Below are 25,031 nucleotides of genomic sequence, written 5' to 3' on the forward strand. Positions count from 1 at the left end.
GCGATGATAAATACAACAAAGCTTGATCCGATCGAAACCGCGTCCATTGACGAATTACAGGCGTTGCAGACCCAACGTCTGAAATGGACGCTGAACCACGCCTATAACAACGTGCCGATGTACAAACGTAAGTTTGATGCCGCGGGCGTTCACCCTGACGATTTCCGCGAACTGGCCGATATTCGCAAGTTCCCGTGCACCACCAAGCAGGATCTGCGCGATAACTATCCGTTCGATACCTTCGCCGTACCGATGGAGCAGGTGGTGCGTATTCACGCCTCCTCCGGCACAACCGGGAAACCGACCGTTGTGGGCTATACCCAGGGCGACATTGACAACTGGGCCAATCTGGTGGCCCGCTCCCTGCGTGCCGCCGGGGGCAGCGCGAAGGACAAAATCCATGTGGCCTATGGTTATGGCCTGTTTACCGGCGGGCTGGGCGCTCACTACGGTGCCGAGCGTTTAGGGGCCACGGTGATCCCGATGTCCGGAGGCCAGACCGAGAAGCAGGCGCAGCTGATCCGCGATTTTAAGCCGGATATGATCATGGTGACGCCTTCCTACTGCCTCAACCTGATTGAAGAGCTGGAGCGCCAGATGGGCGGCGATGCCAGCGCCTGCTCCCTGCGCGTGGGCGTGTTCGGTGCCGAGCCGTGGACACAGGCGATGCGTCATGAGATCGAAAAACGGTTAGGCATTACGGCGCTGGATATCTACGGCCTTTCGGAAGTGATGGGGCCGGGCGTGGCGATGGAGTGTATCGAAACCGCCGACGGCCCGACCATCTGGGAAGATCACTTCTACCCGGAGATCGTCAACCCGAACGACGGCACCCCGCTTAATGACGGCGAGCAGGGCGAACTGCTGTTCACCACGCTGACCAAAGAGGCGCTGCCGGTGATCCGCTATCGCACCCGCGACCTGACCCGTCTGCTGCCGGGTACCGCCCGCACCATGCGCCGCATGGACAGGATCAGCGGTCGCAGCGATGACATGCTCATTATCCGTGGTGTGAACGTCTTCCCGTCGCAGCTGGAAGAGGAGATTGTGAAGTTTGAGCATCTCTCTCCGCATTACCAGCTGGAGGTGAACCGTCGGGGGCATCTTGATTCACTTTCTGTAAAAGTGGAGCTGAAAGAGAGCAGTCTTTCGCTGACCCACGAACAGCGCTGTCAGGTCTGCCATCAGCTGCGTCATCGCATTAAATCGATGGTCGGGATTTCCACAGACGTCATGATCGTTAACTGCGGCAGCATCCCGCGCTCGGAGGGGAAAGCCTGCCGGGTGTTTGACCTGCGTAAAGTGGCGGCCAACGGTTGAATTATCCTCATTCTACGTTCCCTCTCCCACAGGGAGAGGGTGTATTGAGTTCCCTCTCCCTGTGGGAGAGGGTTAGGGTGAGGGTCTATCCAGGATTCGTATGCTATGATTCATCCAGGACAAAAACACCAACAGAATGAATCACATGAAACTCGACGCCTTTATTCAGCATGCGGTCAGTTCGGTTCCCATCAGCGGGACGTCGCTAATCTCTTCGTTATACGGTGACGCGCTTTCCCATCGCGGCGGCGAGATCTGGCTTGGCAGCCTGGCCGCGTTGCTTGAAGGGATGGGCTTTGGCGAGCGCTTCGTGCGAACCGCGCTGTTTCGCCTCAACAAAGAGGGCTGGCTGGATGTCTCCCGCATCGGGCGTCGCAGCTATTACCGCCTGAGCGACAAAGGGCTGCGTTTAACCCGCCGGGCGGAGAATAAGATCTACCGCGCGGAGCTGCCCGCCTGGGATGGCAAATGGCTGCTGCTGCTCTCCGAAGGTCTCGATAAAACCACGCTTGCCGATGTGAAAAAACAGCTAATCTGGCAAGGGTTTGGCACGCTGGCGCCCAGCCTGATGGCTTCGCCCTCGCAGCATATGGCGGATGTGCAGTCGCTGCTTCATGACGCGGGCGTGGCGGAAAATGTCATCTTCTTCGAAGCCCATTCACCGCTGGCACTTTCCCGCGCGGCGCTGCGTTCCCGCGTTGAGGAGTGCTGGCAGCTGACCGAACAGAACGCGATGTACGAGACGTTTATTCAGTCGTTCCGTCCGCTGCTGCCGCTGCTGAAAGAGGCGACGCCGGAAGAGCTTACGCCGGAGCGTTGCTTCCAGATCCAGCTGTTACTGATCCACTTTTATCGTCGTGTGGTGCTGAAAGACCCGCTGCTACCAGAGGAGCTACTGCCTGCGCACTGGGCGGGTCAAAGCGCACGACAGCTTTGCATCAACATTTATCAGCGTGTGGCACCGGGAGCGCTGGCGTTTGTCAGCGAGAAAGGCGAAACCTCGGTGGGTGAACTGCCCGTGCCCGGCACGCTTTATTATCAACGCTTTGGTGGTCTTGCGACCGCATAAGGAGTGAGGATGCCTGTTTATCAAATTGACGGTCTGACGCCGGTGGTGCCAGACGAGAGCTATGTCCACCCGACAGCGGTGCTCATTGGCGATGTGATCCTGGGCAAAGGTGTGTATGTCGGCCCCAATGCCAGCCTGCGCGGTGATTTTGGCCGTATTGTGGTGAAAGATGGCGCGAACATTCAGGATAACTGCGTGATGCACGGCTTCCCGGAGCAAGATACGGTGGTGGAAGAGGACGGCCATATCGGCCACAGCGCCATTCTGCACGGCTGTATTATCCGCCGCAACGCCCTGGTAGGGATGAACGCGGTGGTGATGGATGGCGCGATTATCGGTGAGAACAGCATCGTCGGCGCGGCGGCGTTTGTGAAGGCGAAAGCCGAGATGCCCGCTAACCATTTGATTATCGGCAGTCCGGCGAAAGCGATTCGTGAGCTGAGCGAACAGGAACTGGCCTGGAAGCAGCAGGGCACGCGCGAGTATCAGGTGCTGGTGGAGCGCTGTAAGCTGACGATGCATCAGGTGGAGCCGCTGCGCGAAGAAGAGCCGGGACGCAAACGACTGACGTTTGATGAGAATTTACGGCCGAAATCGGCGGTGTGAGCGGGGGGAATGTATATTACCGGGCAAGGGAGCATCCTGTGACGTTACTTTTACGACAAGCAACATCAGCAGATTCAGTATTACTCAGTGAACTGGGCTATTGCATCTATCCCGCGCACTTTAAGCATCTGTGGAAGTCGGAATCAGAGCTAAACGATTTTCTGAAGTCAGAATATTCTGTTGCGGCGATAGAACAGAGTCTGAGAGACAGCGGCACAAGCTGGTATGTGGCGGACCTTGATCAACCGATTGGTTTTATGAAACTGACATGGGAAGCCACAATCTCTGATACCGACATCAGCGGTGTTCTTCTTAATAAACTCTATCTTGATCCGACTAAGACGAGTAATCACTACGGTCAGAGCATGTTTAGCAGCGTCATCGAACTTACCCGAAGTCATGGCAAAAAATTTCTGTGGCTCGAGGTGCTTGAACAGAATGAACGTGCCCGGCGATTTTATGAAAAGCAGGGGATGCGGTTTATCAAGGATACGGTTTTCGAAACAGCGTCGCAGCGGAGTGTATTGAAGATCATGGGAATGGAGTTATAGCTTTCCTTTGCTTATAGGGGGCTTTTCGTCTTCGTCAGACAGGGATTATAGGTTCAGAAAGAGGGATGGGGGAGATCTGGCTATGCGGGCTCATCAACAGCACAAGTCACGTAAATTGTATCGTAGCGTCAACACGACGACACGACACTATTCTAACAACCCTGGCGCTGAGTATCGCTGGGAACGTAATCGTAAAAAATCCGGGGATGAGCTGCTGGTAACACGTGAAACCATGCACAGTGGACAAAAGCGAGGACGTGACTACACGCCATTGTTTTACTTTTTGTTCAAACAGATTGGCAAGCCGTGGGATGACGTTTTCAGCGAAGTTTGTGGACGTCTTGATACTACCGAGCCTGTGTTCTGGTTAGTCGCGTTGCATGAGCATCAGCAAAGGGATTTAGTCTGTATTGGCGATAGCAGCTTTTATCCGGGCCTGTTTGTTGACGAGAATGGCGTTTTACAACAGGTTAACCCATCGATTAGTGCCAGGGACGTAAAAGTGACTTGCCGCTGCTGTACGCACACCTTTATTGGTGAGCCTGTGCCCTGGAGGGAGGAGTGAAATATGGGCTGTTGCGCTACATACCCTGATGAAGTAAGTCAGGATATTTGCCGGATAAACCCCCAATAATTTACGTAGCCGGGATCCATTCAACAATAGTTCTTGCCAACTCCCTGGGCTGTTCGAGCGGAATCATATGGCCGCAATCCAGAATGATTCTTAACGACGCATAAGGTATGGCTTCGACCAATTCTTCTGCCTCCTTCATCGAACGGATGGCATCATCTTCACTGGCGATAACCAGTGTTGGACAACGTATCGTTGCAGAAGGTATACCTTGCCTGGATAAGGATGATTGCGTGATGAAGGCTTCAAATCCCAGAGAGCATCCCATTTTCTGGATAGCTGAAATCATATCCTGATTTGATGTGTTTAGAGGGTGGAGTGACCGGGCAATAGCATGTCTGCTCAGCCCCTTAAACGTTGTGGGGGACAATGACTGCACGCTTTTCCGCTTTGCTTCAGCCTCTAACGGCGTATCTTCCCGTAAGGAACTGGCAATAAGCACTAAGGACTCTACACGTTCAGGGAATTCTGCTGCCAGTTGCCGGGCAATATACCCTCCCATCGAAAAACCTATCAAAGAAAACTTCTCAGGCAGAAGAGTAATCAAATGCTGCACTACATCATGAATGGTTCGTCCTTCAGTTACAGCTGCATGATGAACAATACAGTTTGACGGGAGGTATGTTTCAAATTCATGCCAAAGCATTTCATTCAGCATAAACCCTGGAATTAAAACGATTTTACGCGGCTTTAAACTCATAGATCTCGCTTCAATGCATCAGTGTATTTATTGGATTAGACCGGTTAAAAATATCTTACTAACTGCGACAATATCAAATTTCCGCCCTGGATAGGCGTTATCTATTTCCACAGAGTTTCTGAACGTTTCTAACGTCCTCCCAGGCTTCCTCCCCCATCAACAGGCAGTACTACGCCAGTAATAAAACTCGCTTCTGGTGATAAAAGAAAGGCTATTGCTGAAGCCACTTCAGCAGGAGAACCCAGTCTGCCCATTGGAATTGTCGATAAAATACGTTGTTCTGCTTCACATCCAACAGGTCGTGTTTTATGAAAAAGCTCTGTCTCTATTGGCCCAGGAGCAATCGCATTCGAGGTGATCCCGAATTGAGCAAGCTCTAATGCCCAGGTCCGTGTACAACCTACCAGAGCACTTTTTGCTGCTGAGTAAGCTGTTCGGTCAATCGCACCGTAGATGGCACGGCTACATACATTAACTATTCTTCCCCAGCCTCTGCTCTTCATGTTGCCGATGAGTGCTTGTGTTATTTGAACTGCCACCCGTACGTTTATATCCATGACCTTCAGGAACGTTTGAATATCAATGCCTCCAAGTTGTTGAGGTAAGGCTACACCCACATTATTTACAATGCCGTGAATTTCGTGATTTTCGACTATTTTTAATAAAATTAAGTTTGTCTCATCAGCGCTACTCAGGTCAGCCGTATATAAAATCCCCGGAAAGCTGGCATCAACATTACGGGCAATACCCACAACCTGGTGACCCTGTTCTGATAATTTGTCACTGAGTGCTCTTCCTATCCCTTTTGTTGCACCAGTGATTAGATAAGTGCGATAAGGCCCCATATTAAAATCCTCAGTTTCGTTTGGCAGAATGAGAATCCAATGCTTACTGAAATCCCATTTTTTACTAACCCTCTATTAGGCTAGCAGAATAATTGCCAACGTTCGCTCCTCGCTCAAAACCGACGCTCACGCAGGAACAGAATGGCGTATTGGTACACATGCCAGCCTGCAATCATGACCTGTCAACCTGACGCGATACGTTCCTTATCCCTATCAAGTGCCGCCCCGTCATCTAACACGGGGCGGGAATTGGCGTTCCATCCAAATAAATCAGAAACTGTACGTAACCTTCAAACTTCCCGTCGGCGAGGTTTTTCGCTGAACAATCGGGCTGTCGGCTGCATCCCCCATCAGCTGCGTAACGCCTGCGCCAGCAACCACGCTCCAGCGTTGGGTGAGCTTGTGCGTCCAGTCGAGATTCGTTGACCAGGCATAAATTCCGGCTCCAGCGTCATATCGGGCAAATCCGGATGCGGCGGACTGGGATGCATTCACCCCATAGTAAGTCTGCATATACTTGCTGCTGCCCCAGCTACCGGTCAGCGACAGCGTCACCGCGTTGTTCGGTGAGGTAAAGAGCGGGCTGGAAATGCCGAAATGCAGCGCTTCGCCGTTGTCTCGCTCCGAAACCGGCACCTCTGCCTGTAATTGCAGATTCAGCCAGTCGGTCACTTTGTACCCCAGCCCTGGCACCACCAGAGCCGAACCTTTGATGTCGCCCATACCGCGCAAATAATCGCTGCCGCCGCTGATCGAATCGCTGTCCACGTCCCGATCCTTACGGCCCGCGCGATAGCTCAGCGCCGCGCTGTAATCCAGGTTGCCGATGTTGTTGCCGTAACCGATCCCTCGCGTGGTGCTGACGAAGAATCCGTTATACATCGCGTAATCCACCACCACCGCCGTGGTGGCGCGGTTTTTATCCGAACCCGAATAGTGGGGCGCAACATCCACGCCTCCGCCTAAGGTCAGCACGTTGCCCAGTTGTTCTGAGGCCAGTACCGGGGTGGCCAGTAATGCCAGCAGCGCGCCTGGCACGATGCTCTTCAGACTGAGCCCCGGGAGCGAAAGGGGGAACGAGTGACGCAGTTCGATATGTCTCATTAAAGAAGTCCTTTTGGATTCAAATGATTACGTTACAAGCGGTGTTAATCGCCAGAGCGCCCAGTTTGAATGTCCACCCTAAGGTTCTTATGAGCTCAAAATGAAGAAAGACTGAAGCAGATGCCGATGATGCAAAACTGTTAAATTACCTGTTACCGTCTCTTTCTTAAGACGTTCTTCATTCACGGTTGATAAAGTTGCCCTCGTGAAAATATTACTTATTGAAGACGACCTTGATCTCGGCAATGGCGTGCGTATTGCCCTTGCAGATCAAGGATTAGATGTCATATGGGTCCGCCGCAAAGAGGATGCGCTGCATCAACTTGCTGTCTGCGCACCTGAACTTATTCTGCTCGACCTGGGGCTGCCGGATGGCGATGGCATGAGTCTGATGGCGTACGTACGTCAGCAGCTAAAAGGCATCCCCGTTATTATCCTGACGGCGCGAGGAACGCTGCAGGATCGCCTGAGCGGGCTGGATGCCGGTGCCGATGACTATCTGGTTAAACCGTTTGTGCTCGCCGAGCTGCTGGCCCGGGTGAGGGCGCTTGCGCGACGCAGTTATGGCTATCAAAACGAGGCGGTAGAAATCAGAGGATTATCCCTGCATGTGCCGACGCGTCGCGTCGCGGTGAGTTCCCGCCATATTGAGCTGACGGCCAGCGAATACGCGCTGCTTGAAACCCTGATGTTGCGTGCTGACCGCGTGCTTACGCGCCGTTTTCTGGAAGAAAGGATCTTTGGTGCGAAAGAAAACATGAGTAATGCGCTTGATGTGCATATGGGGAACTTGCGTCGAAAAATTGGCGACGGCTATGTACGAACGGTACGGGGCGTCGGCTATGTCATTGACACCGTTGCGATTCAGAAGGAAGCAAATTGATGCGAAACCTGTGGCGTTTCCTGCGGGTGCCCACGCTGGTGCGGCGAATCATGGTCGCTCAGATGCTTCTGCTGACACTGCTGTGGTGTCTTTTTTTAACCTGGATGCTGTGGGATGACTTGCGTAGCCCCCCGATCCTGACCGGCGATAAGACATATAAAACCATATTTACTCTTGTTGAACACATGGAAGGGCGTACGCAGGAACGAAGCGAGGTGCTGGAGCAGTTCAGCCAGGCGTTGCGGGAGGATTACGGCGGAGGAGACGATGCGGGACTCTCCATCACCATGATTATTCGCAAGCATAACGCAATACTGTATGCCTCTGCTGGCGCACCGATAGGCGTGAAAAATACCCGGTTGGGGAAGATTGAGCGAATTCACAGCGACGGGCGTAGCTGGACCAGCCGCACGCTAAAATCCGCGAATTCCGACGTGGAGGTGACGCTGGTGACGCCTGCTGCGGGGTGGAACTTCTTTATCTACCTCAACTCGCGTGGCTACTACATCATGCCGCTGCTGGTGTGTATTCCTTTTCTGCTGTTTCCCGCATGGCTGTCCATCCGCATCGCTATGCGCCCGTGGAACAACGTCGTGAATGAAATTGCCTCACGCGCGCCAGAAGATCTCTCTCCGTTAAAGGCGGTTCCAACGCACCGGGAGCTTAGCCAGATGGTGAATGCGATTAATCAGTTCCTTGCCAGGGTGCGAGAAAGCACGGAAAGGGAGCGGGTATTTATTGCCGATGCCGCTCACGAACTGCGCACGCCGCTGGCTGCGATGCGAATCAATGTGGAGGCGTTGCAGGCCTACGTCAGCAGTGATAATCAACAGGCGCTACTTGCAGGGATTATTCGCAGCAATAGCCGGGCAGCGCGTCTGGTTAATCAACTTTTGCTGATGATGCACAGCGAAGCAAGCGTGGATACGGCGATGGAGCCGGTGCCGCTTACGACGCTCATCCAGGAGCGCATGGCGGTGCTGGCACCGCTCGCCGCGGAACGCAATATTGAGCTTGAATTCTACGCTCTGGAAGAAAGCTGGGTGAGCGGTGTCAGAGAACGTCTGATGTCGCTTATCGATAACGTGATTGAAAATGCCATTAAATACAGCCCGCAAGGCGGGCGGGTGGAGGTCGATCTCTTTTCGGCGGAGACGTCCACTCAATTCAGCGTCTCCGATGCCGGGCCGGGTATTCCGGTTGCGTTGAGGGAACGGGTGTTTGACCGGTTTTTCCGCGATCCGAATCAGGTGCAGAACGGGAGCGGGCTGGGTCTGGCCATCGTTAAAGCGGTGGCGCAGCAGCACAACAGCAGTGTGAGCCTGAGTACCTCTGCTGACGGTGGGCTCAGGGTGACGGTTGATTTCCCCAACCCGGCGTTTGCCTGAAGAAAACGGGAGGGTGATCCCATTTCGTGCGCGATGGAAACTCTTTTTTACGGGGCGGGTCAAAGTAGATAGCTTCAAAATAATTACGGTATTTGTTATATTGTTGCTTATTGATTATTCACCTCTGCGGTGCCAAAAAGAATAAGATTCACCGCAACCCAGGATACGTAAATGTTAGATTACCGCTTCCCGACAGCTTTGCAGATGGTTCTCAGCGTAGCGATGGCGGAGCAATTGGGTGAACGTTCGACGAGTGCGATTCTGGCCTACGGCCTGGAAGCGAATCCGAGCTTCATCCGCAAACTGATGGTTCCCCTCACGCGTGACGGTATTATCGTCTCAACGCTTGGTCGCAACGGCTCAATTCATCTTGGCCGCCCGCCGGAACAGATCACCCTGCGTGATATCTACCTTTCTGTTATAGAAGATAAAAAGCTGTGGGCGTCGCGCCCCGACGTACCGGCGCGCTGCGTGGTGAGCGCGAATACATGCTGGTACTTTAAATCCATCGCTGAAGAGGCCGAGCAGGCGTCACTCGCGGTCTTAGCCGGTCATACCGTGGCAAGCGCGCTGGAAGAGCTCAAGAAAGCGGATACCAGCGGGTGCGATCCGGTGCCCGAACTGATTGCCCAGTACAAGAAAGCGCATTAATGGCTGCATAAAAAAACCGCCTTCATCGTGAAGGCGGTTTTTTGTTATCTGCAGCGTATTACGCGGGCAAGACCTCTCTTTCCACTTTGCCGCGCGTGACAAATTTACGCAGCGTCACGTAAAACACCGGCGTCAGGAACAGACCAAACAGCGTTACGCCCAGCATACCGGAGAATACCGTGATCCCGGTGACGCCGCGCACTTCTGCACCCGCACCGTGGCCGAGGATGAGCGGGATGGTCCCGGCGATAAAGGCGATGGAGGTCATCACAATCGGGCGTAAACGCAGGCGGCACGCTTCAAGCGCCGCTTCCATAATACCTTTGCCCTGGATTTCCAGCTCGCGGGCAAACTCCACGATAAGAATCGCGTTTTTACACGCCAGCCCCATCAATACCACCAGACCCACCTGCACGAACACGTTGTTATCGCCGCCGGTCAGCCAGACGCCAAACAGGGCAGAGAGCATCGTCATCGGCACGATAAGGATCACCGCCAGCGGCAGCGTCCAGCTTTCGTACAGTGCCGCCAGGACCAGGAACGCCAGCAGAACCGCGACCGGGAAGACGATTAACGCCGTGTTCCCCTGAGTGGCCTGCTGGAAGCTCAGATCCGTCCACTCGATATTCATCCCGTTCGGCAGAATCTGCTTAGACATCCCCTCCAGTTGCGTCATCGCCTGGGTAGAGGAGAGGACGCGCGGATCGGCATCGCCAATCAGGTCCGCCGCCGGATAGCCGTTGTAGCGGATCACCGGATCGGGCCCGTAAGTGGTACTAATGTTCACCATACTGCCAATTGGCACCATCTCACCCTGGTTATTACGGGTGCGCAGATTCGCAATATCTTCCACGCTGTCGCGGTACGGCCCGTCGGCCTGCGCCATCACACGCCAGGTGCGGCCGAACTGGTTAAAGTCATTCACATAAGACGATCCCAGATAGGTTTGCAGCGTCCCGAACAGATCGGTCAGCGACACGCCCTGGGCTTTGGCCTTATCCCTGTCGACCTGCACATCCAGCTGCGGAACGTTCGCCTGGTAGGTGGAGATAGGGAAGTGCATTCCCGGCGTCTGCATAATTGCGCCCGACATGGTGTTCACCGCATTTTGCAACGCACCGTAGCCCAGACCGGCCCGATCCTGAATGTACAGCGAGTAACCCGACCCCTGACCCAGCCCCAGAATAGGCGGCGGCAGAATGGAGAAGCCAAAGCCCTGCTGGATTTGCGCGATTTTGGCGTTGATCTCGGCGTTAATTTCCGCCGCCGTGTGTTTACGCTGGTCAAACGGTTTCAGGCCAAAGAAGACCGTCCCGGTATTCGGCGTATTGGTGAACTGCAGCGCATTCAGCCCCGGGAAGGCGACCGCATAATCCACGCCCTCGGTGTTCATACCGATTTCGCTCATTTTGCGGATCACCGCATCGGTACGTGCCAGCGATGAGCCTTCCGGCATTTTCACGCCGCCAATCAGGTACAGCTTATCCTGAGTGGGAATAAACCCGCCGGGTACGGCTTTAAACATCACGCCTGCGGCACAGAGCAGCAGCACATAGACCACAAACACCGCACCGCGTCGTCCGAGCGTTTTGCCCACCAGCCCCTGATAACCGTTCGAGCTACGGTGGAAGAAGCGGTTGAACGGACGGAAAATCCAGCCGAACAGGCGATCGATAAGCCGGGTAGGGAGGTCCTTCGGCGCGCCGTGCGGCTTCAGGAGCAGGGCGGCCAGCGCAGGCGAAAGCGTCAGCGAGTTAATGGCGGAGATCACCGTTGATATCGCAATCGTCACCGCAAACTGCTTGTAGAACTGACCCGTAACCCCCGAAAGAAACGCCATCGGCACGAACACCGCGCACAGCACCAGCGCAATCGCGATAATGGGCCCGGAGACTTCACGCATCGCCTGATGCGCTGCCGCCAGCGGCGCAAGACCCTCTTCGATATTTCGCTCGACGTTTTCCACCACCACAATGGCGTCGTCCACGACGATACCGATCGCCAGCACCAGCCCGAACAAACTCAGGGTGTTAAGCGAAAAGCCCAGCAGGTAGAGAACGCTGAACGTGCCCACCACCGAGACCGGCACCGCGATCAGCGGAATGATCGACGCACGCCAGGTTTGCAGGAACAGAATGACCACCAGTACAACCAGCACCACCGCTTCCAGCAGCGTCTGCACGACCGCGCGAATGGAGTCACGCACGAATACCGTCGGATCGTACGGTGCCGCCCATTTCATGTCTTCCGGGAAACGGGTAGACAGTTCTGCCATTTTAGCGCGCACCGCGTTAGACAGATCGATGGCGTTCGCTCCCGGCGACTGGAAGATACCAATCCCGACCGCGTCTTTATTGTTGAGCTGGGAGCGCAGCGCATAGCTACCGGAGCCCATTTCAATGCGCGCCACATCGCGCAGGCGCACCAGCGAGCCATCCTGCGCGGTTTTCAGGATAATATTGCCAAACTCTTCTTCAGTATGCAGACGACCCTGCGCGTTAATGGAGATCAGGAAATCGCTCTCTTTCGGCAGCGGCTCGGCGCCCAGCTGTCCGGCGGACACCTGCACGTTTTGCTCCTGCATCGCCGTCACCACGTCCGAGGCGGTCAGGCCGCGTGCCGCCACCTTATTTGGATCCAGCCAGACGCGCATCGCGTATTCGCCCGAGCCAAAAATCTGGATTTGGCCGACGCCGGGCAGACGCGCCAGTTCATCCTTCACTTTCAGCGTGGCGTAGTTACGCATATAGAGTGAATCGTACTTACCGCCGGGCGAAAACAGATGCACCACCAGCGTCAGCGTCGGCGACTGCTTCTGGGTGGTGATACCCAGACGGCGAACGTCTTCCGGCAGGCGCGCTTCGGCCTGTGACACGCGGTTTTGTACCTGAACCTGGGCCTGATCCGGGTCGGTTCCTGGGCGGAACGTGACGGTGGTCACCAGTACGCCGTCGGAGCCGGCGACGGACTTCATGTACATCATGTTTTCAACGCCGTTGATCGCTTCTTCCAGCGGCGTCGCCACGGTCTCTGCAATCACCTTCGGGTTGGCGCCGGGATACTCCGCGCGCACCTGCACGCTTGGCGGCACAACGTCAGGGTATTCGCTCACCGGCAACAGCGGGATGGCGATTAAGCCTGTGATAAAAATCAGTATCGACAGCACCGCGGCAAAGATTGGCCTGTCGATAAAAAAGCGGGAAAAGTCCATGGGTCGGATTCTCAGATAAGGGATCAGTTAAGGGCGGCGCGGGTGGTCATGGCAACGGTTTTCGCGTTAACCGGCATGCCCGGCATAAACACTTTTTGTAAACCGTCGACGATGACTTTATCGCCAGGCTTCAGCCCCTGCTGGACGATACGTAAACCGTCGGCCAGACGCCCTGGCGTAATATCACGTCGCTGCGCTTTACTCTCTTTATCAACGACATAGACATACTTACGATCCTGATCGGTCAGCACCGCCTTGTCGTCGATAAGCGTGGCCTGGAACTCCGCGCTGCCCGGCAGGCGGACGCGGGCAAACAGTCCCGGCGTGAACTGACACTGAGTGTTATCCAGCAGCGCGCGCATGCGGATGGTGCCGGTACTGGGTGTTAACTGATTATCAAGAAAATCGACTTTGCCCTGATGGGGATAGCCGTCTTCGCCCACTAGACCAATCTCAACCGGTAGCGCCTGGTGAGTGCTGGTGGCACCTTGCCCGCTGAGGGCGAGTTTTTGATAGTGAAGGTAGGTTGACTCATCCACGTCAAAGTAGACGTAAACCGTCTTCTGCGAGACCAGCGTGGTGAGCACGCTGGCGCTGTCACCGGCGGTAACGAGGTTCCCGCTGGTGATCAACGCGCGGCTGGCGCGCCCGTCGATAGGGGCGGTCACTTTAGTGAAATCCAGGTTCAGCTGCGCTGCATCCACCGCCGCCTGTGCGGCGCGAATGTCGGCCTGGGCCTGGACGGCAGCAGCACGGCGCTGCTCCCACTCTTCACGGGATACCAGATTGGTATTGACCAGTTTATCGGTACGGTTTGCCTCGCTTTGCGCCAGGCTGGCCTGCGTTTTGGCTCTTGCCAGCGCTGCCTGCGCCTGTTCCAGCGTGGCGCGATAGGTTCTGTCATCGATCGTGAACAATACCTGGCCTTTTTTGACCTCCTGACCGTCGGTGTAATTCACTTTATCAATGTAGCCGGAGACGCGAGGGCGGAGCTGTACGCTTTCCACCGCCTCGATCCGGCCATTAAAGCTATCCCACTGGCTAATGGATTTGACGACCACGTCAGCGGCGCTGACGGTGGGCGCTTGTGGCGCGGCATTTTGCGCGACACCCTCGTCACACCCGACGAGCAGGGCGGAGAGTAACACCGCGCCCAACGCGTTCAGATGAAAATTACCCCAGGTTTTTTGCAGGCTCATTATTTTTATTCCGGTAGTTGTAGCCGCCGGGCAAGACGCAACGGGGGACGCCGCGCCACTTCCTTTGTCCGGGCTGGCTTAAGGCCATTTGTGTCGTTCATCGCCACAAAACTGTAACAATTGTGAATACACTATCGCGGCGATTGTAGGTAGGCGCTAAATTTAGTGCAAGAATAATTGTTGCACTTTATGTGCTATTTGAGGCCGGGGAAAAAGGCGCGTTTTCGGCAGGGAATTAAATGCAACAATAAAACTTGCATTTAACATCAAATCGGGCCATCTTTAAATGCAACAAACAAAGGTGCTTTTTACTACGTGGCGTGTGGGGGAGAAGATGGACACTGGCGCATTTATTCACGATCTGCTCGACTGGATCGATAACAACCTGGATAGTCGTCTGGACATTGAGACCGTATCAAAGCGTGCAGGCTATTCAAAATGGCATCTTCAGCGGATCTTCAAAGAACACACGGGTTACCCTATTGCCGAGTATATCCGTGCGCAGAAACTTCAAAAATCGATGGAGCGGTTAACCCATAGCGATGAGCCGATCCTGAACGTGGCGATTGCGTTGGGCTTTGACTCCCAGCAGTCTTTCAACCGCAGCTTTAAGCGTCAGTATGGTCAGGCACCGGGGGCATGGCGTCGCAGCATTGTCAGCCCGAAAACGCGGCATTTATGCCAGACATCCCCCTAGCCTGGGCGGGAACCGTTTTGCTCCCGCCTGAGGGGGTAATGTGCGGGGTTAACTGTTTATAAAGGCGAGAAGATCGGCATTGACCTGATCGGCATGTGTCGTTGGGATACCGTGAGGCGCGCCTTTATAGGTATGCAGGGTTCCGTTTTGGACCAGCTTGACTGACATCGCGCCGGAATCTGCATACGGCACCACCTGATCGTCATCCCCATGGATGACCAGAACAGGGATGGATATCCCTTTAAGGTCTTCCGTGAAGTCAGTCTGTGAGAAGGCCACAATCCCATCGTAATGCGCCTTGGCGCTTCCCATCATTCCCTGACGGTACCAGTTATAGATGACCGCTTCGGAAGGCTTCGCCCCCGGGCGATTAAATCCATAGAACGGTCCCGCGGGCACGTCATAATAAAACTGAGGGCGATTCGCCGCCAGCTGGGCCTGAAAATCATCAAACACTGACTTTGGCGTACCCTGAGGATTACTCTCCGTCTTCACCATCAGGGGCGGTACAGCACTGATCAATACGGCTTTGGAAACTTTGTCTTCACCGTGCCGGGCGATATAACGCACCACCTCACCACCGCCGGTTGAATGCCCGACATGCATCGCACCCTGTACGCCAAGATGTTCTACAACGGCGGCCACATCGTCAGCGTAGTGATCCATATCATGGCCGTCCCACACCTGATCTGAACGACCATGACCGCGACGGTCATGGGCCACAACGCGGAATCCTTTATTGACGAAGAACAGCATCTGGGCGTCCCAGTCATCACTGCTTAGCGGCCAGCCGTGATGGAAAAAGATCACTTTCCCGTCTTTTGGACCCCAGTCCTTGTAGTAGATATTGACGCCATCGCGAGTTGTTACATAACCCATGATTATTCTCCACTCAGATAGACAGATTGCATGAAAGGCAGAAATGAAATGCGGTATACGGCCCGACTTCGCCGCGAATTAAGAAGTGTAGTTCATACGCTGGCCGTCTGGGTTAAGGCTCACCCACAGGCGGGCAGAATGGGGCAGCGGTAAGGAGGACGTGCAGAAAATAAATTTTAGCTGCAACCTACACCGTGAAGGGTTATACTGTATATAAACACAGTGAAAGGGGCGCATCATGGCGGTTGAAACAAAATATGTTGTTGTAAGAAAAGGTGAAGAGAAAATGACATTTGCCAGTAAGAAAGAGGCTGACGCGCACGACAAACTGCTCGACATGGCAGACGCGTTCACCGACTGGCTGCTACAAAGCGGACTGCAGATGGACGAAACGCAGGCTGAAGATCTGGGGTTGTATCTCGCCGAGCAGAAAGAGGCCGTGCAGCATATTCTGCGTACCAGTAAACTGCCCGATCTCAACGCTGTAACCGATAAAACAGCCTCTGATGAGGCTGGCAATAAAAAAATCCGAGCCGTGAAAGCTGCCTGACAGGGACATTAACGGTGGAAAAACAGTCGAGATACTGGAATACGTCTTACACCAGGGCGCCGGTGGCGCCTTTCACACCTTCACTGCTACGTCCTGGCCCGGGCGATTAATTTTCTCTCCTTTCACAGCACCTCAACCACTTCAAATTCTTCTGCGATCAACTCCATATCTTCAGAAAAATGACCTTCTCGGGTGAAAAATCGCTGATGCTCTTTCTGCCAGTATTCAAGGCTTAAATCGCCTTCACCTTCTTTACGGGCAAACGCCTCGGTCACATCACAAAAACGCACCAGTCGCATTGAAACCAGCCGGGTTACACAGACCGGAACATTCTGGCCATCAAGAATAATGTTATAACTCCCGATCCGCGGGGCAGACACCTCCTGCTGATAAGAGGCAAAAGATCCGCAGGAAGCGGTTTTGATCCCTTTTTTAATCAGGTCTGCAAGCTCGCTGGCCAGTTCCGGGCTGTCGCCCATTTGTCAGGCACCGGCGCCTGGGTACTTCACTTTTAATTTCTCAACCGCAAACATGATAAGCCCTTTTTATATGCAGGTCTGATGAATAATGATTACGATATAATAAAAACGTCTTTATTTCAGACTGTATAGAGTCTCTCCATACGTAAGGCGACAAATATGAAATCCAGGAGTGCGTTAGTTTTAGACGAGCTCAGATCCAAATTACGTCCTGCATCGGTGGCACAAGTGGGCGGTTTTCGTCCCCCGGCAGACCCCCTTACATCCTGGTTTTTAAACGGTGTCGCTCTTCCCGGTGAAGGATTACCACTCTGGAAGGGGCAGCCGATGTTTCCGCTTCTTCAGATTCGTATAGATGAGCTTCCCGTTATCCCTGAGCAACTGAAGGACGTGGCACTCCTGGTGCTCTTTCACAATATTGAAAGCCATCCATTTGATAAACCTCATGGTGAAGGTTGGCTCATACGAGAATATGCCACCCTTGAAGGGCTTGAGTTATTGCCTGCGACAGACACGCCTTATCGCGCATTTCCGGTTCGATGGATAGGCGTTAATGATGATGCGCCGGGATGGGAAGATGCCTGGGATATTATTGACCTTTCTGACGTAAACGATGATCAGGAGGCAAGTGACCGCTTCCATGATGATTTTAAACGCTACAGGGGAACCAAGGTCGGAGGATACCCGCTGGAGATACAACATGGCGTGGGGATAGAAGACTTTGTCTTTCAGGTGGGATCAGAGGAAAAGGTCAACTGGATGTGGGCGGATAATGGTATCGGCTATTTTCACAAATCACCGGAGGGACTCTGGACGTTTTCGTGCCAGTTTTACTGAGCATACAACGTTAGCGTCTCGCTTCAGGTGGATTCTCCGTGCCACCGTCCCAACTCATTCATAAGAGACAGTGCATGTCTGCTACGGATTTATCCAAAATGGGCACCGCGAAAGTGATGCTGAGTGTAAGTGACTGCGGGCATAACGTGATTGAAAAATGTCCTGTCGGAGAGGTGGAGTACAGCTTTTATCAGTACGCTGCAACGGAGCTTAATCAGGCTGGCATTGTTACCCCAATGCTCTTTTCCGCTGATGCCCCTTTACGCAAGTTAATACTGGAATATATTCCTGAAAAAGTTGAACAGAACGATGCCGCAGGTGACGACGCCATCGCTATGTTGGCACGCTTGCATAGTTTCCCCGCAAATTCTGAATGGATTTACCACAGCCACTCGTGGTCAGAACTGGCGCTCGAAAAGTCCCTCATGCTTTTAGCGTTACCAGATAAAAGTACGCAGCAATTTCGGCTATTTCAGGAATGTAGTGATGTTTTGTTCGCTTGCCCAAGCCTAATCTCTGGCGATAGCAATGCTGGCAATTGGGGAAGAAGAGAAAACGGTGATTTGGTTCTTTTCGACTGGGAACGATTTGGAAAAGGGAGTCCTGCGATCGATCTTGCCCCTCTGATAAAAGGGATGGGTTCGAAGCTAATGTTTACTGATATTGCTGAACGCTATTGCCAGTTCTCTTTCCATCATGACCGTAATGCGTTAGCGAGAGAAATTGCCATTGCCAAAGCATGGATTGTCACCGAAGTCATTGTGCTACTTAATGAGCGGCAAAACGCAGACTTTCCTTTATATCTCGACTGGTACAGGGAACATCTTCCTGGCTGGTTAGATGATGTCATCACGATGCTATGAATGATCATCTTCAGGCTTCATCGACATATTGAGTAGACAATATTCGATGTTGCCTGTCTTTCTTACATGTAAATGGCACTAACGGAAAGATGTCGCTCCGCCTCCCCATGCTATATCTCCACCAACACATAATCACTACAAACGGAGACATGAAGATGCTGAGAGGTAAAAGAGCCGTCATTACTGGCGGCGGCGGGGGATTTGGACAGGCGTTGTGCGTGTGGTTGGCACGAGAAGGCGTCGAGGTGGATTTTTGCGCGCGGCGCGCTGATGATATTCAAAACACCTGCAGCATCATCACTGCTGAAGGCGGCATGGCAAAAGGGTATCTCTGTGATTTAACCCAACCTGATTCCATTTCTCAGTTTTCTTCACAGCTGTTAACGTCAGACAAGCCTGTAGACATTTTAATCCTCAATGCTGCTCAGTGGTTGTCAGGAAGGTTTGACGATCAGCCAGACACAGAAATTATCAATACCATCAGTTCAGGTCTGACTGGTTCGATTCTCTTGACTCAGGCATTACTGCCCGGATTAAGACGTTCAGCCAGCGCTGATATCATCTCGATTATCTCTACCTGTGGGATCCCGAATTTCACCGATTCAATTGCGCATCCCGCTTTTTTCGCCAGTAAACATGGGCTGAGCGGGTTTATAACGAAACTGTCGCGGCAAATGTCTGAAGAAAACATACGTGTTACTGGTCTGTATCCACCCGATTTCGAAAATACCGGATTAGAGCCAGCTTTTGATGATCAATCCAGAATGGGGGACGGTCTGCTGAACGGGCGCTCGGTCTGGGAAACCATTCGTTTTGTACTGATGCAACCTCGCAGTTGCCATATCAGCCACATCTATTTTCAAGGCCCAACGCGCGAAGATCTGGTTAGCAGGGGCTGAATTGATTGACGTTGATGTGATAAGTACGTGCACGTCGCGCACACAGCCAACCCTCACCATCCACGCCAGTACCCGCAGCGTGTTACACTTCCTCACTTTCATCATCTACACGACAGGGAAGCGATGATAAATAAAATTCTGGTCAGTGCGTGCCTGATGGGGTTCAGGGTGCGTTATAACGGCAGCGAAAAAGCGAAGGCGATGGCGCAACTCTCCCGCTGGCAAGCGGAGCAGCGGTTAGTGATCCACTGTCCTGAACTGGCTGCCGGGTTGCCGGTGCCCCGACCACCAGCAGAGATTTTGTCGGCCGACGGTCGGGATGTCATGCGCGGGCAGGCCAGAATCATTGAGAATACGGGCCAGGATGTCACCGAGCACTATCAGCTTGCCGCCTGGCTGGCGCTACGTACCGCACAGGAGCATGGCTGTCGCGCGGCGCTGCTCACGGATGGCAGCCCAACCTGCGGGAGCCAGCATATCTATGATGGTTCTTTTAGCGGCGTGCGCAACACGGGGATGGGTGTCGCGGCAGCATTACTCGCTGAACATGGGATCGCGGTATTCTCAGAAACGCAGCTTCCGGAATTGATGCGCTGGATTGACGAAAGAGAAAAGCCCGTATGCTGAACGCGAATGAACAAGCCTGACGTCTTAACCAGAGTAAGAGAGTCGATATCCACTTCCCATACGGAGAACGCGCGCAAAACCTTGCGGCCCGATATGCATTCCCGCAACGAGCAGATTCTCCCTGACCGCGCGTTCCAGCACCTCTTTACGCGTTGCTTCGGCCTGTGCAGGATCCGCGTCAAAGGCGATGCAAACCTCCGGCAGGGCAGACTGTATATGCGGGTAGTGGACAATATCTCCCCATATGAGTAAGTCCTTGTCATGCGAGTGAATGCGAAACCCGGTATGTCCGGGCGTGTGGCCGGGTAACCAGACCGGCAGGATCCCTTCGGCACCACTGTTCTCATCGAAAAAACGCACCTGTTGACCACACGCCTGTAACGTCTGGCGCACGAGCCTGAAATTACGCGCTGTACGCGCATCGGCACTGTTTAGCGTGTTATCGTCCCACCAGTGTTCCGCTTCCAGAGGGTGAAGAAAAATATCTGCATGTTGATAGACAGGACGCTGTTCAGCATCCAGCAGACCACCAATATGGTCCGGATGACAGTGCGTTAATAAAACGGTATCCACCTCGTCAGGAACCACGCCAACCGCGGCGAGATGGGTGATAAGGTCACCCCCCACGTTGTTCACCCCACCTGCGCCAGCGTCAACCAGAATAATTCTCCCCCGGCCCCGGATGAGGTAGCCATTGATGTGAATATCGCCGGGTTCCGCGACGCCTGCATGCTCCTGGATTTCGTTTGCCGCTGCGTTTTCTATTCCTGAGAGCAAATCGAGACGAGCTGACAGAACGCCGTCACTGAGCGCGGTAATCTCAAAATCGCCAATCTGGCGCACCGGGAAGGTGGACTGAATCATCGCGTACTCCGCTGTTCTGGTTGCGTATTGTTGCCTGAACGCTGCAACTGCGGCGTCAGTGGTTCGTAGAGATAGACCTCAGGAAGAGGCGAAGCCTGGATGGCAGTTTCACGAGGCAACACCCACGCAACGCGACGTTCCGGGGAACAATCCAGCCCCACGGCCTGCATGTCGATGGCCCTGTGTCCGGCAGGACTAACGAGATGAGTGCTTAACAGCAAAATGTGATCGCAGGAGAGAGCGGGCGCCGGATCTTCACAGGCATAGAGATTACGGTGCCAGTCAGTTATGCACCTCTGCCAGCGAGAAAAATTACCGCCGCCTTTCAGACGGTACTCTTCGCTGTGCAAAACATCCGCGTTGGTAACGGTATGCAGGGCAAGATAAACCGGGCAGCCAGGCGTGATGGCCCGAAAACGCTGAGACGTCATAAATCCGGTCACGGAGAGAAGGGCGGGCAATTTCTCCTGACTATAAAACGCGTTCCACTCAGCTTCGCTTGGCGGATCGTTATACGAGCATTCCACGATATAGAACATCACAACCTCTTCGCTTAATGACTTTTCATCATGCTACAAGCTGTTTTTCGTGCGTTAAATCGATACTATGTCATGGTTCAGTGACATTAACTCATCGACTGCGCAGAATGTGCGTGGCATCAGGACCAGGCTTAATGCGCAAAAAGATACCCAGTAGCGCCTCTCTGCAGGCTTTTGATGCCGCTGCCAGGCACGGTAATTTTGCCCGGGCTGCAGAGGAGCTCTTTCTGACGGAAGGGGCGATTAGCCGCCAGATTGCACGTCTGGAATCGCTGTTAAACTGCAAACTGTTTGACCGTACCGGGAGCCGCGTAAAGCTAAATCCTGCTGGCGCGCGCTATGCTCATCATGTACGTGAAACCCTTGAGCGGCTCGAAAGGGAGACTCAGGACATCATGGGCATACAGGAGGGGACTCAGAGTCTGGATATTGCCGTGCTACCGACATTTTGCAGCCGCTGGCTCATTCCCCGCCTGAGCCGCTTTACCTCGCAGTTCCCTGAGATCTCAGTCAATCTTGCGGCCAGAACGGATCCGTTTATTTTGCCCGGGAGCGGCTTTGATGCCGTCGTGCATTTTCAACATCCCGCATGGGCCGGGATGCGACTGCAGCCGTTGTTTGAGGAAAAACTGGTGCCGGTGTGTCATCCTGCACTGTTAATGGATAAGGAACACGGTGAGCAACTCAATGCACTTGCGCGGATCCATCGCCGGCAGAATCCGGATGCGTGGCATCGCTATGCGCTGGAAAGCGGGATCAGTCTTGATAACCCGTCTCAGGGCGTACGCTACGATCTTCATGAAATGGCGATCGCTGCTGTGCTGGCAGGTCACGGCGTCGCATTGATACCACGCATGTATATCGAAAACGAACTACGCAGCGGCATGCTGGTTTCGCCATGGCCTGCCTCAGAAAGGTTAATTAAGACATTCTGTTTCATTAAACCGGCGGAAACGGGAATCAATGACGCGGCGTTAGTGACGTTTGAACGCTGGCTGCTGGCTGAAATCACTACGCCTGCCAGTCACTCAAGATGAAGCTCTGGTTTCGGCCGCCATCCTGTAAAGGGGAATTATGTCCTTACCACCACTCTATGCCCTGCGCGCCTTTGAAGTCGCTGCGCGAGTAAACTCCTTCAGTAAAGCCGCTGAAGTGCTCAATATTACGCCGGGCGCGGTCAGCAGACATGTCCGCACCCTGGAAATGTGGTTCGACTGTGAGCTGTTCAAACGGCAGGGGCCGAGAGTGGAGATCAGTGAGGCGGGGCGTGTTCTGGCCGGGCAGCTTCACGAAGGGTTCAGGAGCATCGAGTGGGCCTGTCGGGCTTTCAGAAGTGAAAACCACCTGTTGCGGCTGAAGGCACCGAGTACGCTCACCATGAGATGGTTGCTTAACGTCCTGCGATCGTTTCGTGAACATCATGAAAAACCCAACGTTGAAATAGCCAGCGTCTGGATGGACATCGATACCGTTGATTTCACGCGAGAGCCCTATGATTGCGCGATCCTGCTGGGCAACGGGCATTTTGGCGAGTCAACGGAGAGCCGATTGCTTTTCAGTGAATGGCTTATTCCGGTCTGTAACCCCGCTTTACTGGAATCTGCCCGAGAGCAACTTTCGCAGTGCGATCTGATCCATCCTTCCCCGGACAGACGCGACTGGCGGCGGTGGCTGAGAAGGACGGGGTTATTCCCCGGGCTTGATATGAGTCGCGGAGCGGTTTTCGACACCCTTGAACAGGGGAGTAGTGCCGCCATGAACGGCCATGGCGTCGCGATTGCCGACCTGCTGCTTTCGCTTGACGCGCTGAATAGCGGCCTGCTTGCGCTGCCTTTCAAAGAAGCCATCGCCACCGGAGACGGTTATTACATTGTCTGGCCGAAAAATTCACTCAGGAAAAAGAGTATTGAATGTCTGCTGGACTGGCTTAACCTGCATGCCCCGGTCATTCCTTCTCTTGATATCATCTGTCTGGAATACGACGAGCATCGGCTGTAGTTATCAAAAGCAGGATATGCCGCGGGCGTATCCTGCTCTATAAACTTCAGGCGTAAGGAATATTTGCCATTTTTTTATACCTTTCCGGCAATGCACCGTTCAGGTTGAGAAGTTTATCGAGAATAGCGATCGCAGGCGTATTGTTTGCGCGCTCTGAATCTACTATCGCTGCACGCAATATAGTGGCAGCCGACGTGACGTTCTGAAAGTATGCCTCGGACTCGGGCGTTTGTAATTCACCTGAAAGGGCGTAACGCACCAGCGGCCATCCTGAAAAATCCAGTACGGGAAGGGGCTCACCTTCTTTTGGCAGATTAGCGGCGAGCAACGCTTCAGCTTGCATGGGGTCGTTGTGAGCGGCACACAGAATGTGAAGGCGATGCACAAAGGCCGCAAGGGTGACATCGTTCTCTTTTTCTGCTGACAGCGATTCCAGCAGTGCCGATAAATTGGCGCCGGATGAATATTCATCTAGTGAGACCAGCTTCATTAAATGAAATATAACGTCAAGCGTCATGTTTGCTCCCTGAACATTTATCAATTTTGAAGGATGATATTTCAGGGACGTCGCGTTTGAAAAACGACAAATAGTGAGAATCAATGTGAGTTTAACTCAACATCACAAAAAGGCCCCGTCAGGGGCCCGATCTTGATTAACCACAACGGGATCAGAAGCGGTATTGCAGACCCGCGGTAATGGTATAGTTGCGGTTTGAAATACCGGCAGCATCTCCGCCAATAGAGCCCGATTCGCCAGTATTGGTATCAATAATCTGCGTACCGCCTTTACCTTCTTCGTAACTGCTATAGGTAAATTCTGCGAACACTTTGGCGTTCGGCGTGACGTAATAACCTGCGTCAACCGACGCACCGTAATAGCGGGAATCAGAGGTCTTCTCACGGAAGGTCAGATCGCGCATATAGTGCTCGTCGTTGTCATGCGCGCGTACCCAGTCACTGAATTTAAACAGGGCATTGAATTCAAAATCATTGAAACGGTACTGACCCGCCAGACCAATATACGGCATGGAGAAGCGCTGGCTATAGCCAATACCGCGTTCACCTGCCGGGAAGTTGCCCGTATTGGTGCCGTTATCATAATTATAAGAGCCACCGGTCGCCGTCCAGCTGAAGCGCGTTTCCTGATAACCTGCGGTTACGCCAGCTTTATAGTTATCGCCCTGGAAGATCCAGCCTTTAACGTTGAGATCGTATTCATTGGCGTAATTGACGTTGGTCGCAGGATGGGATGAATGGTCTGTCCAGGAGGATTGTTTTGCATTCATCCAGTCGTAGTCATCCATATGGCCCGAGCCTGATGCCAGAGACGTCCAGCCGCGGGCGTTCAGTGTTAAAAATGAATAAGCATCCCAGGAAATATCGCCTTTCAGAATGGCGACATTTTTGATTTTCCAGTCGAGCTGGCTGATTTTTCTTCCTGTGACTTCGTCGTACACCATTTCATGGGATTTTCCGCTCAGCATCCCGGCAGAGGCTGAAACCGATAAACTTTCCGGTGAAAAATCCGGTATGGCTTGTGCGGTTCCTGCATATACTGCCCCTGAAAACGCGGCCATCATCATTCCCGCAACAATATTTTTTGTCATTTTAATTTCCCTAAATCAAATTTAATCAATGCCT

Annotated in this window: 27 protein-coding genes; 16 read left to right on the plus strand and 11 right to left on the minus strand. The window is 53.4% G+C overall.

The features are described 5' to 3' along the window. Positions 1 to 3: 3 nt before the first annotated feature. From paaK to EQV24_RS01735, 5 genes are all read left to right on the plus strand, one after another. Positions 4 to 1,320, plus strand: a complete 1,317-nt coding sequence (gene paaK, locus EQV24_RS01715; RefSeq protein WP_020688186.1) for a phenylacetate--CoA ligase PaaK — start codon at positions 4 to 6, stop codon at positions 1,318 to 1,320. 136 nt (positions 1,321 to 1,456) lie between these two features. Further along, positions 1,457 to 2,389, plus strand: a complete 933-nt coding sequence (paaX, locus tag EQV24_RS01720) for a phenylacetic acid degradation operon negative regulatory protein PaaX (protein WP_130626076.1) — start codon at positions 1,457 to 1,459, stop codon at positions 2,387 to 2,389. A gap of 9 nt (positions 2,390 to 2,398) precedes the next feature. Beyond that, a complete protein-coding gene (gene paaY, locus EQV24_RS01725) occupies positions 2,399 to 2,995 on the plus strand; it encodes a phenylacetic acid degradation protein PaaY (RefSeq protein WP_048972411.1) in 597 nt (198 codons plus the stop codon). A gap of 38 nt (positions 2,996 to 3,033) precedes the next feature. Then, positions 3,034 to 3,546, plus strand: coding sequence for a GNAT family N-acetyltransferase (locus EQV24_RS01730; RefSeq protein ID WP_045901093.1), 513 nt, complete (start codon positions 3,034 to 3,036; stop codon positions 3,544 to 3,546). 82 nt (positions 3,547 to 3,628) lie between these two features. Continuing rightward, positions 3,629 to 4,111, plus strand: a complete 483-nt coding sequence (locus EQV24_RS01735) for a hypothetical protein (protein WP_130626077.1) — start codon at positions 3,629 to 3,631, stop codon at positions 4,109 to 4,111. 70 nt (positions 4,112 to 4,181) lie between these two features. On the opposite strand, the gene EQV24_RS01740 is transcribed toward EQV24_RS01735, so the two are convergent. The 3 genes from EQV24_RS01740 to EQV24_RS01750 all read right to left on the minus strand — a co-directional run bounded on the left by EQV24_RS01740 (position 4,182) and on the right by EQV24_RS01750 (position 6,826). Then, on the minus strand, positions 4,182 to 4,877 hold the full coding sequence (locus EQV24_RS01740) for an alpha/beta hydrolase (protein WP_108453208.1): 696 nt from the start codon (positions 4,875 to 4,877) through the stop codon (positions 4,182 to 4,184). A gap of 128 nt (positions 4,878 to 5,005) precedes the next feature. After that, positions 5,006 to 5,722 (minus strand): SDR family oxidoreductase, encoded by a 717-nt coding sequence (locus EQV24_RS01745; protein WP_130626078.1) that lies wholly within the window; start codon positions 5,720 to 5,722, stop codon positions 5,006 to 5,008. A gap of 270 nt (positions 5,723 to 5,992) precedes the next feature. After that, the gene (locus EQV24_RS01750) at positions 5,993 to 6,826 is read right to left on the minus strand and encodes a MipA/OmpV family protein (RefSeq protein ID WP_045901097.1); all 834 of its coding nucleotides are present in this window, start codon (positions 6,824 to 6,826) and stop codon (positions 5,993 to 5,995) included. A 205-nt stretch (positions 6,827 to 7,031) separates the two neighbouring features. Between EQV24_RS01750 and EQV24_RS01755 the strand changes: the two genes are divergently transcribed. The 3 genes from EQV24_RS01755 (at position 7,032) to EQV24_RS01765 (ending at position 9,748) form a co-directional block, all read left to right on the plus strand. Next, positions 7,032 to 7,709: a response regulator gene (locus tag EQV24_RS01755; RefSeq protein ID WP_020688169.1), complete on the plus strand. Its 678-nt coding sequence runs from the start codon at positions 7,032 to 7,034 to the stop codon at positions 7,707 to 7,709. Beyond that, positions 7,709 to 9,097 (plus strand): ATP-binding protein, encoded by a 1,389-nt coding sequence (locus tag EQV24_RS01760; protein ID WP_045901100.1) that lies wholly within the window; start codon positions 7,709 to 7,711, stop codon positions 9,095 to 9,097. Before EQV24_RS01755 ends, EQV24_RS01760 begins: the two co-directional genes overlap by 1 nt. A gap of 171 nt (positions 9,098 to 9,268) precedes the next feature. Next, positions 9,269 to 9,748, plus strand: a complete 480-nt coding sequence (locus tag EQV24_RS01765; protein WP_013096741.1) for an Rrf2 family transcriptional regulator — start codon at positions 9,269 to 9,271, stop codon at positions 9,746 to 9,748. Positions 9,749 to 9,806: 58 nt separating this feature from the next. On the opposite strand, the gene oqxB is transcribed toward EQV24_RS01765, so the two are convergent. After that, entirely contained in the window at positions 9,807 to 12,959 is a 3,153-nt protein-coding gene (gene oqxB, locus EQV24_RS01770; RefSeq protein ID WP_020688167.1) for a multidrug efflux RND transporter permease subunit OqxB, read from the minus strand. A 23-nt stretch (positions 12,960 to 12,982) separates the two neighbouring features. After that, on the minus strand, positions 12,983 to 14,158 hold the full coding sequence (locus EQV24_RS01775) for an efflux RND transporter periplasmic adaptor subunit (protein ID WP_130626079.1): 1,176 nt from the start codon (positions 14,156 to 14,158) through the stop codon (positions 12,983 to 12,985). A gap of 334 nt (positions 14,159 to 14,492) precedes the next feature. On the opposite strand from EQV24_RS01775, the gene EQV24_RS01780 reads away from it, so the two are divergent. After that, positions 14,493 to 14,855 carry a helix-turn-helix domain-containing protein gene (locus EQV24_RS01780; protein WP_013096738.1) on the plus strand — a complete coding sequence of 121 codons (363 nt, stop codon included), beginning with the start codon at positions 14,493 to 14,495 and terminating at the stop codon, positions 14,853 to 14,855. A 48-nt stretch (positions 14,856 to 14,903) separates the two neighbouring features. On the opposite strand, the gene EQV24_RS01785 is transcribed toward EQV24_RS01780, so the two are convergent. Beyond that, positions 14,904 to 15,734: an alpha/beta hydrolase gene (locus tag EQV24_RS01785; RefSeq protein WP_020688164.1), complete on the minus strand. Its 831-nt coding sequence runs from the start codon at positions 15,732 to 15,734 to the stop codon at positions 14,904 to 14,906. Between the two features lie 238 nt (positions 15,735 to 15,972). On the opposite strand from EQV24_RS01785, the gene EQV24_RS01790 reads away from it, so the two are divergent. After that, positions 15,973 to 16,284, plus strand: a complete 312-nt coding sequence (locus EQV24_RS01790) for a YebG family protein (RefSeq protein ID WP_130626080.1) — start codon at positions 15,973 to 15,975, stop codon at positions 16,282 to 16,284. A 122-nt stretch (positions 16,285 to 16,406) separates the two neighbouring features. Here EQV24_RS01790 and EQV24_RS01795 read toward each other — a convergent pair whose 3' ends face one another. Next, entirely contained in the window at positions 16,407 to 16,763 is a 357-nt protein-coding gene (locus tag EQV24_RS01795) for an ASCH domain-containing protein (RefSeq protein ID WP_097533532.1), read from the minus strand. 159 nt (positions 16,764 to 16,922) lie between these two features. On the opposite strand from EQV24_RS01795, the gene EQV24_RS01800 reads away from it, so the two are divergent. The 4 genes from EQV24_RS01800 to EQV24_RS01815 all read left to right on the plus strand — a co-directional run bounded on the left by EQV24_RS01800 (position 16,923) and on the right by EQV24_RS01815 (position 19,989). Further along, positions 16,923 to 17,600, plus strand: coding sequence for a DUF1963 domain-containing protein (locus tag EQV24_RS01800; protein ID WP_048972421.1), 678 nt, complete (start codon positions 16,923 to 16,925; stop codon positions 17,598 to 17,600). Between the two features lie 74 nt (positions 17,601 to 17,674). Further along, on the plus strand, positions 17,675 to 18,463 hold the full coding sequence (locus EQV24_RS01805; RefSeq protein WP_165876001.1) for a phosphotransferase: 789 nt from the start codon (positions 17,675 to 17,677) through the stop codon (positions 18,461 to 18,463). 149 nt (positions 18,464 to 18,612) lie between these two features. Beyond that, positions 18,613 to 19,362 (plus strand): SDR family oxidoreductase, encoded by a 750-nt coding sequence (locus tag EQV24_RS01810; RefSeq protein WP_176471360.1) that lies wholly within the window; start codon positions 18,613 to 18,615, stop codon positions 19,360 to 19,362. 123 nt (positions 19,363 to 19,485) lie between these two features. Then, positions 19,486 to 19,989 carry a DUF523 domain-containing protein gene (locus tag EQV24_RS01815; protein ID WP_097533528.1) on the plus strand — a complete coding sequence of 168 codons (504 nt, stop codon included), beginning with the start codon at positions 19,486 to 19,488 and terminating at the stop codon, positions 19,987 to 19,989. Between the two features lie 24 nt (positions 19,990 to 20,013). On the opposite strand, the gene EQV24_RS01820 is transcribed toward EQV24_RS01815, so the two are convergent. Together EQV24_RS01820 and EQV24_RS01825 are read right to left on the minus strand one after the other, a co-directional pair. After that, a complete protein-coding gene (locus EQV24_RS01820) occupies positions 20,014 to 20,853 on the minus strand; it encodes an MBL fold metallo-hydrolase (protein ID WP_097533526.1) in 840 nt (279 codons plus the stop codon). After that, entirely contained in the window at positions 20,850 to 21,392 is a 543-nt protein-coding gene (locus EQV24_RS01825; RefSeq protein WP_097533524.1) for a sugar ABC transporter, read from the minus strand. The genes EQV24_RS01820 and EQV24_RS01825 overlap by 4 nt, the downstream gene beginning before the upstream one ends. A gap of 134 nt (positions 21,393 to 21,526) precedes the next feature. On the opposite strand from EQV24_RS01825, the gene EQV24_RS01830 reads away from it, so the two are divergent. Further along, entirely contained in the window at positions 21,527 to 22,429 is a 903-nt protein-coding gene (locus tag EQV24_RS01830; protein ID WP_102752563.1) for a LysR substrate-binding domain-containing protein, read from the plus strand. A 37-nt stretch (positions 22,430 to 22,466) separates the two neighbouring features. Then, positions 22,467 to 23,390 carry a LysR substrate-binding domain-containing protein gene (locus EQV24_RS01835; RefSeq protein ID WP_045295233.1) on the plus strand — a complete coding sequence of 308 codons (924 nt, stop codon included), beginning with the start codon at positions 22,467 to 22,469 and terminating at the stop codon, positions 23,388 to 23,390. A gap of 46 nt (positions 23,391 to 23,436) precedes the next feature. Here EQV24_RS01835 and EQV24_RS01840 read toward each other — a convergent pair whose 3' ends face one another. Both EQV24_RS01840 and EQV24_RS01845 read right to left on the minus strand, forming a co-directional pair. Next, positions 23,437 to 23,907, minus strand: a complete 471-nt coding sequence (locus tag EQV24_RS01840) for a hypothetical protein (RefSeq protein WP_013096730.1) — start codon at positions 23,905 to 23,907, stop codon at positions 23,437 to 23,439. Positions 23,908 to 24,058: 151 nt separating this feature from the next. Beyond that, positions 24,059 to 24,997: an omptin family outer membrane protease gene (locus EQV24_RS01845; protein ID WP_045295231.1), complete on the minus strand. Its 939-nt coding sequence runs from the start codon at positions 24,995 to 24,997 to the stop codon at positions 24,059 to 24,061. Between the last annotated feature and the right edge of the window lie 34 nt (positions 24,998 to 25,031).

Source organism: Enterobacter sp. A8 (genome assembly GCF_004296595.1).
GTDB classification, from domain to species: domain Bacteria; phylum Pseudomonadota; class Gammaproteobacteria; order Enterobacterales; family Enterobacteriaceae; genus Enterobacter; species Enterobacter cloacae.

What these genes read in the sequence shown, in the direction of transcription:
- oqxB (WP_020688167.1), bottom strand. Translation starts at nt 12,959, where the DNA reads ATGGACTTTTCCCGCTTTTTTATCGACAGGCCAATCTTTGCCGCGGTG.
- EQV24_RS01840 (WP_013096730.1), bottom strand. Translation starts at nt 23,907, where the DNA reads ATGACGCTTGACGTTATATTTCATTTAATGAAGCTGGTCTCACTAGAT.
- EQV24_RS01780 (WP_013096738.1), top strand. Translation starts at nt 14,493, where the DNA reads ATGGACACTGGCGCATTTATTCACGATCTGCTCGACTGGATCGATAAC.
- EQV24_RS01765 (WP_013096741.1), top strand. Translation starts at nt 9,269, where the DNA reads ATGTTAGATTACCGCTTCCCGACAGCTTTGCAGATGGTTCTCAGCGTA.
- EQV24_RS01830 (WP_102752563.1), top strand. Translation starts at nt 21,527, where the DNA reads ATGCGCAAAAAGATACCCAGTAGCGCCTCTCTGCAGGCTTTTGATGCC.
- EQV24_RS01775 (WP_130626079.1), bottom strand. Translation starts at nt 14,158, where the DNA reads ATGAGCCTGCAAAAAACCTGGGGTAATTTTCATCTGAACGCGTTGGGC.
- EQV24_RS01735 (WP_130626077.1), top strand. Translation starts at nt 3,629, where the DNA reads ATGCGGGCTCATCAACAGCACAAGTCACGTAAATTGTATCGTAGCGTC.
- EQV24_RS01760 (WP_045901100.1), top strand. Translation starts at nt 7,709, where the DNA reads ATGCGAAACCTGTGGCGTTTCCTGCGGGTGCCCACGCTGGTGCGGCGA.
- EQV24_RS01805 (WP_165876001.1), top strand. Translation starts at nt 17,675, where the DNA reads ATGTCTGCTACGGATTTATCCAAAATGGGCACCGCGAAAGTGATGCTG.
- EQV24_RS01785 (WP_020688164.1), bottom strand. Translation starts at nt 15,734, where the DNA reads ATGGGTTATGTAACAACTCGCGATGGCGTCAATATCTACTACAAGGAC.
- EQV24_RS01820 (WP_097533526.1), bottom strand. Translation starts at nt 20,853, where the DNA reads ATGATTCAGTCCACCTTCCCGGTGCGCCAGATTGGCGATTTTGAGATT.
- EQV24_RS01795 (WP_097533532.1), bottom strand. Translation starts at nt 16,763, where the DNA reads ATGGGCGACAGCCCGGAACTGGCCAGCGAGCTTGCAGACCTGATTAAA.
- EQV24_RS01810 (WP_176471360.1), top strand. Translation starts at nt 18,613, where the DNA reads ATGAAGATGCTGAGAGGTAAAAGAGCCGTCATTACTGGCGGCGGCGGG.
- EQV24_RS01825 (WP_097533524.1), bottom strand. Translation starts at nt 21,392, where the DNA reads ATGTTCTATATCGTGGAATGCTCGTATAACGATCCGCCAAGCGAAGCT.
- EQV24_RS01740 (WP_108453208.1), bottom strand. Translation starts at nt 4,877, where the DNA reads ATGAGTTTAAAGCCGCGTAAAATCGTTTTAATTCCAGGGTTTATGCTG.
- EQV24_RS01800 (WP_048972421.1), top strand. Translation starts at nt 16,923, where the DNA reads ATGAAATCCAGGAGTGCGTTAGTTTTAGACGAGCTCAGATCCAAATTA.
- EQV24_RS01745 (WP_130626078.1), bottom strand. Translation starts at nt 5,722, where the DNA reads ATGGGGCCTTATCGCACTTATCTAATCACTGGTGCAACAAAAGGGATA.
- EQV24_RS01790 (WP_130626080.1), top strand. Translation starts at nt 15,973, where the DNA reads ATGGCGGTTGAAACAAAATATGTTGTTGTAAGAAAAGGTGAAGAGAAA.
- paaX (WP_130626076.1), top strand. Translation starts at nt 1,457, where the DNA reads ATGAATCACATGAAACTCGACGCCTTTATTCAGCATGCGGTCAGTTCG.
- EQV24_RS01835 (WP_045295233.1), top strand. Translation starts at nt 22,467, where the DNA reads ATGTCCTTACCACCACTCTATGCCCTGCGCGCCTTTGAAGTCGCTGCG.
- paaY (WP_048972411.1), top strand. Translation starts at nt 2,399, where the DNA reads ATGCCTGTTTATCAAATTGACGGTCTGACGCCGGTGGTGCCAGACGAG.
- EQV24_RS01750 (WP_045901097.1), bottom strand. Translation starts at nt 6,826, where the DNA reads ATGAGACATATCGAACTGCGTCACTCGTTCCCCCTTTCGCTCCCGGGG.
- EQV24_RS01845 (WP_045295231.1), bottom strand. Translation starts at nt 24,997, where the DNA reads ATGACAAAAAATATTGTTGCGGGAATGATGATGGCCGCGTTTTCAGGG.
- EQV24_RS01815 (WP_097533528.1), top strand. Translation starts at nt 19,486, where the DNA reads ATGATAAATAAAATTCTGGTCAGTGCGTGCCTGATGGGGTTCAGGGTG.
- paaK (WP_020688186.1), top strand. Translation starts at nt 4, where the DNA reads ATGATAAATACAACAAAGCTTGATCCGATCGAAACCGCGTCCATTGAC.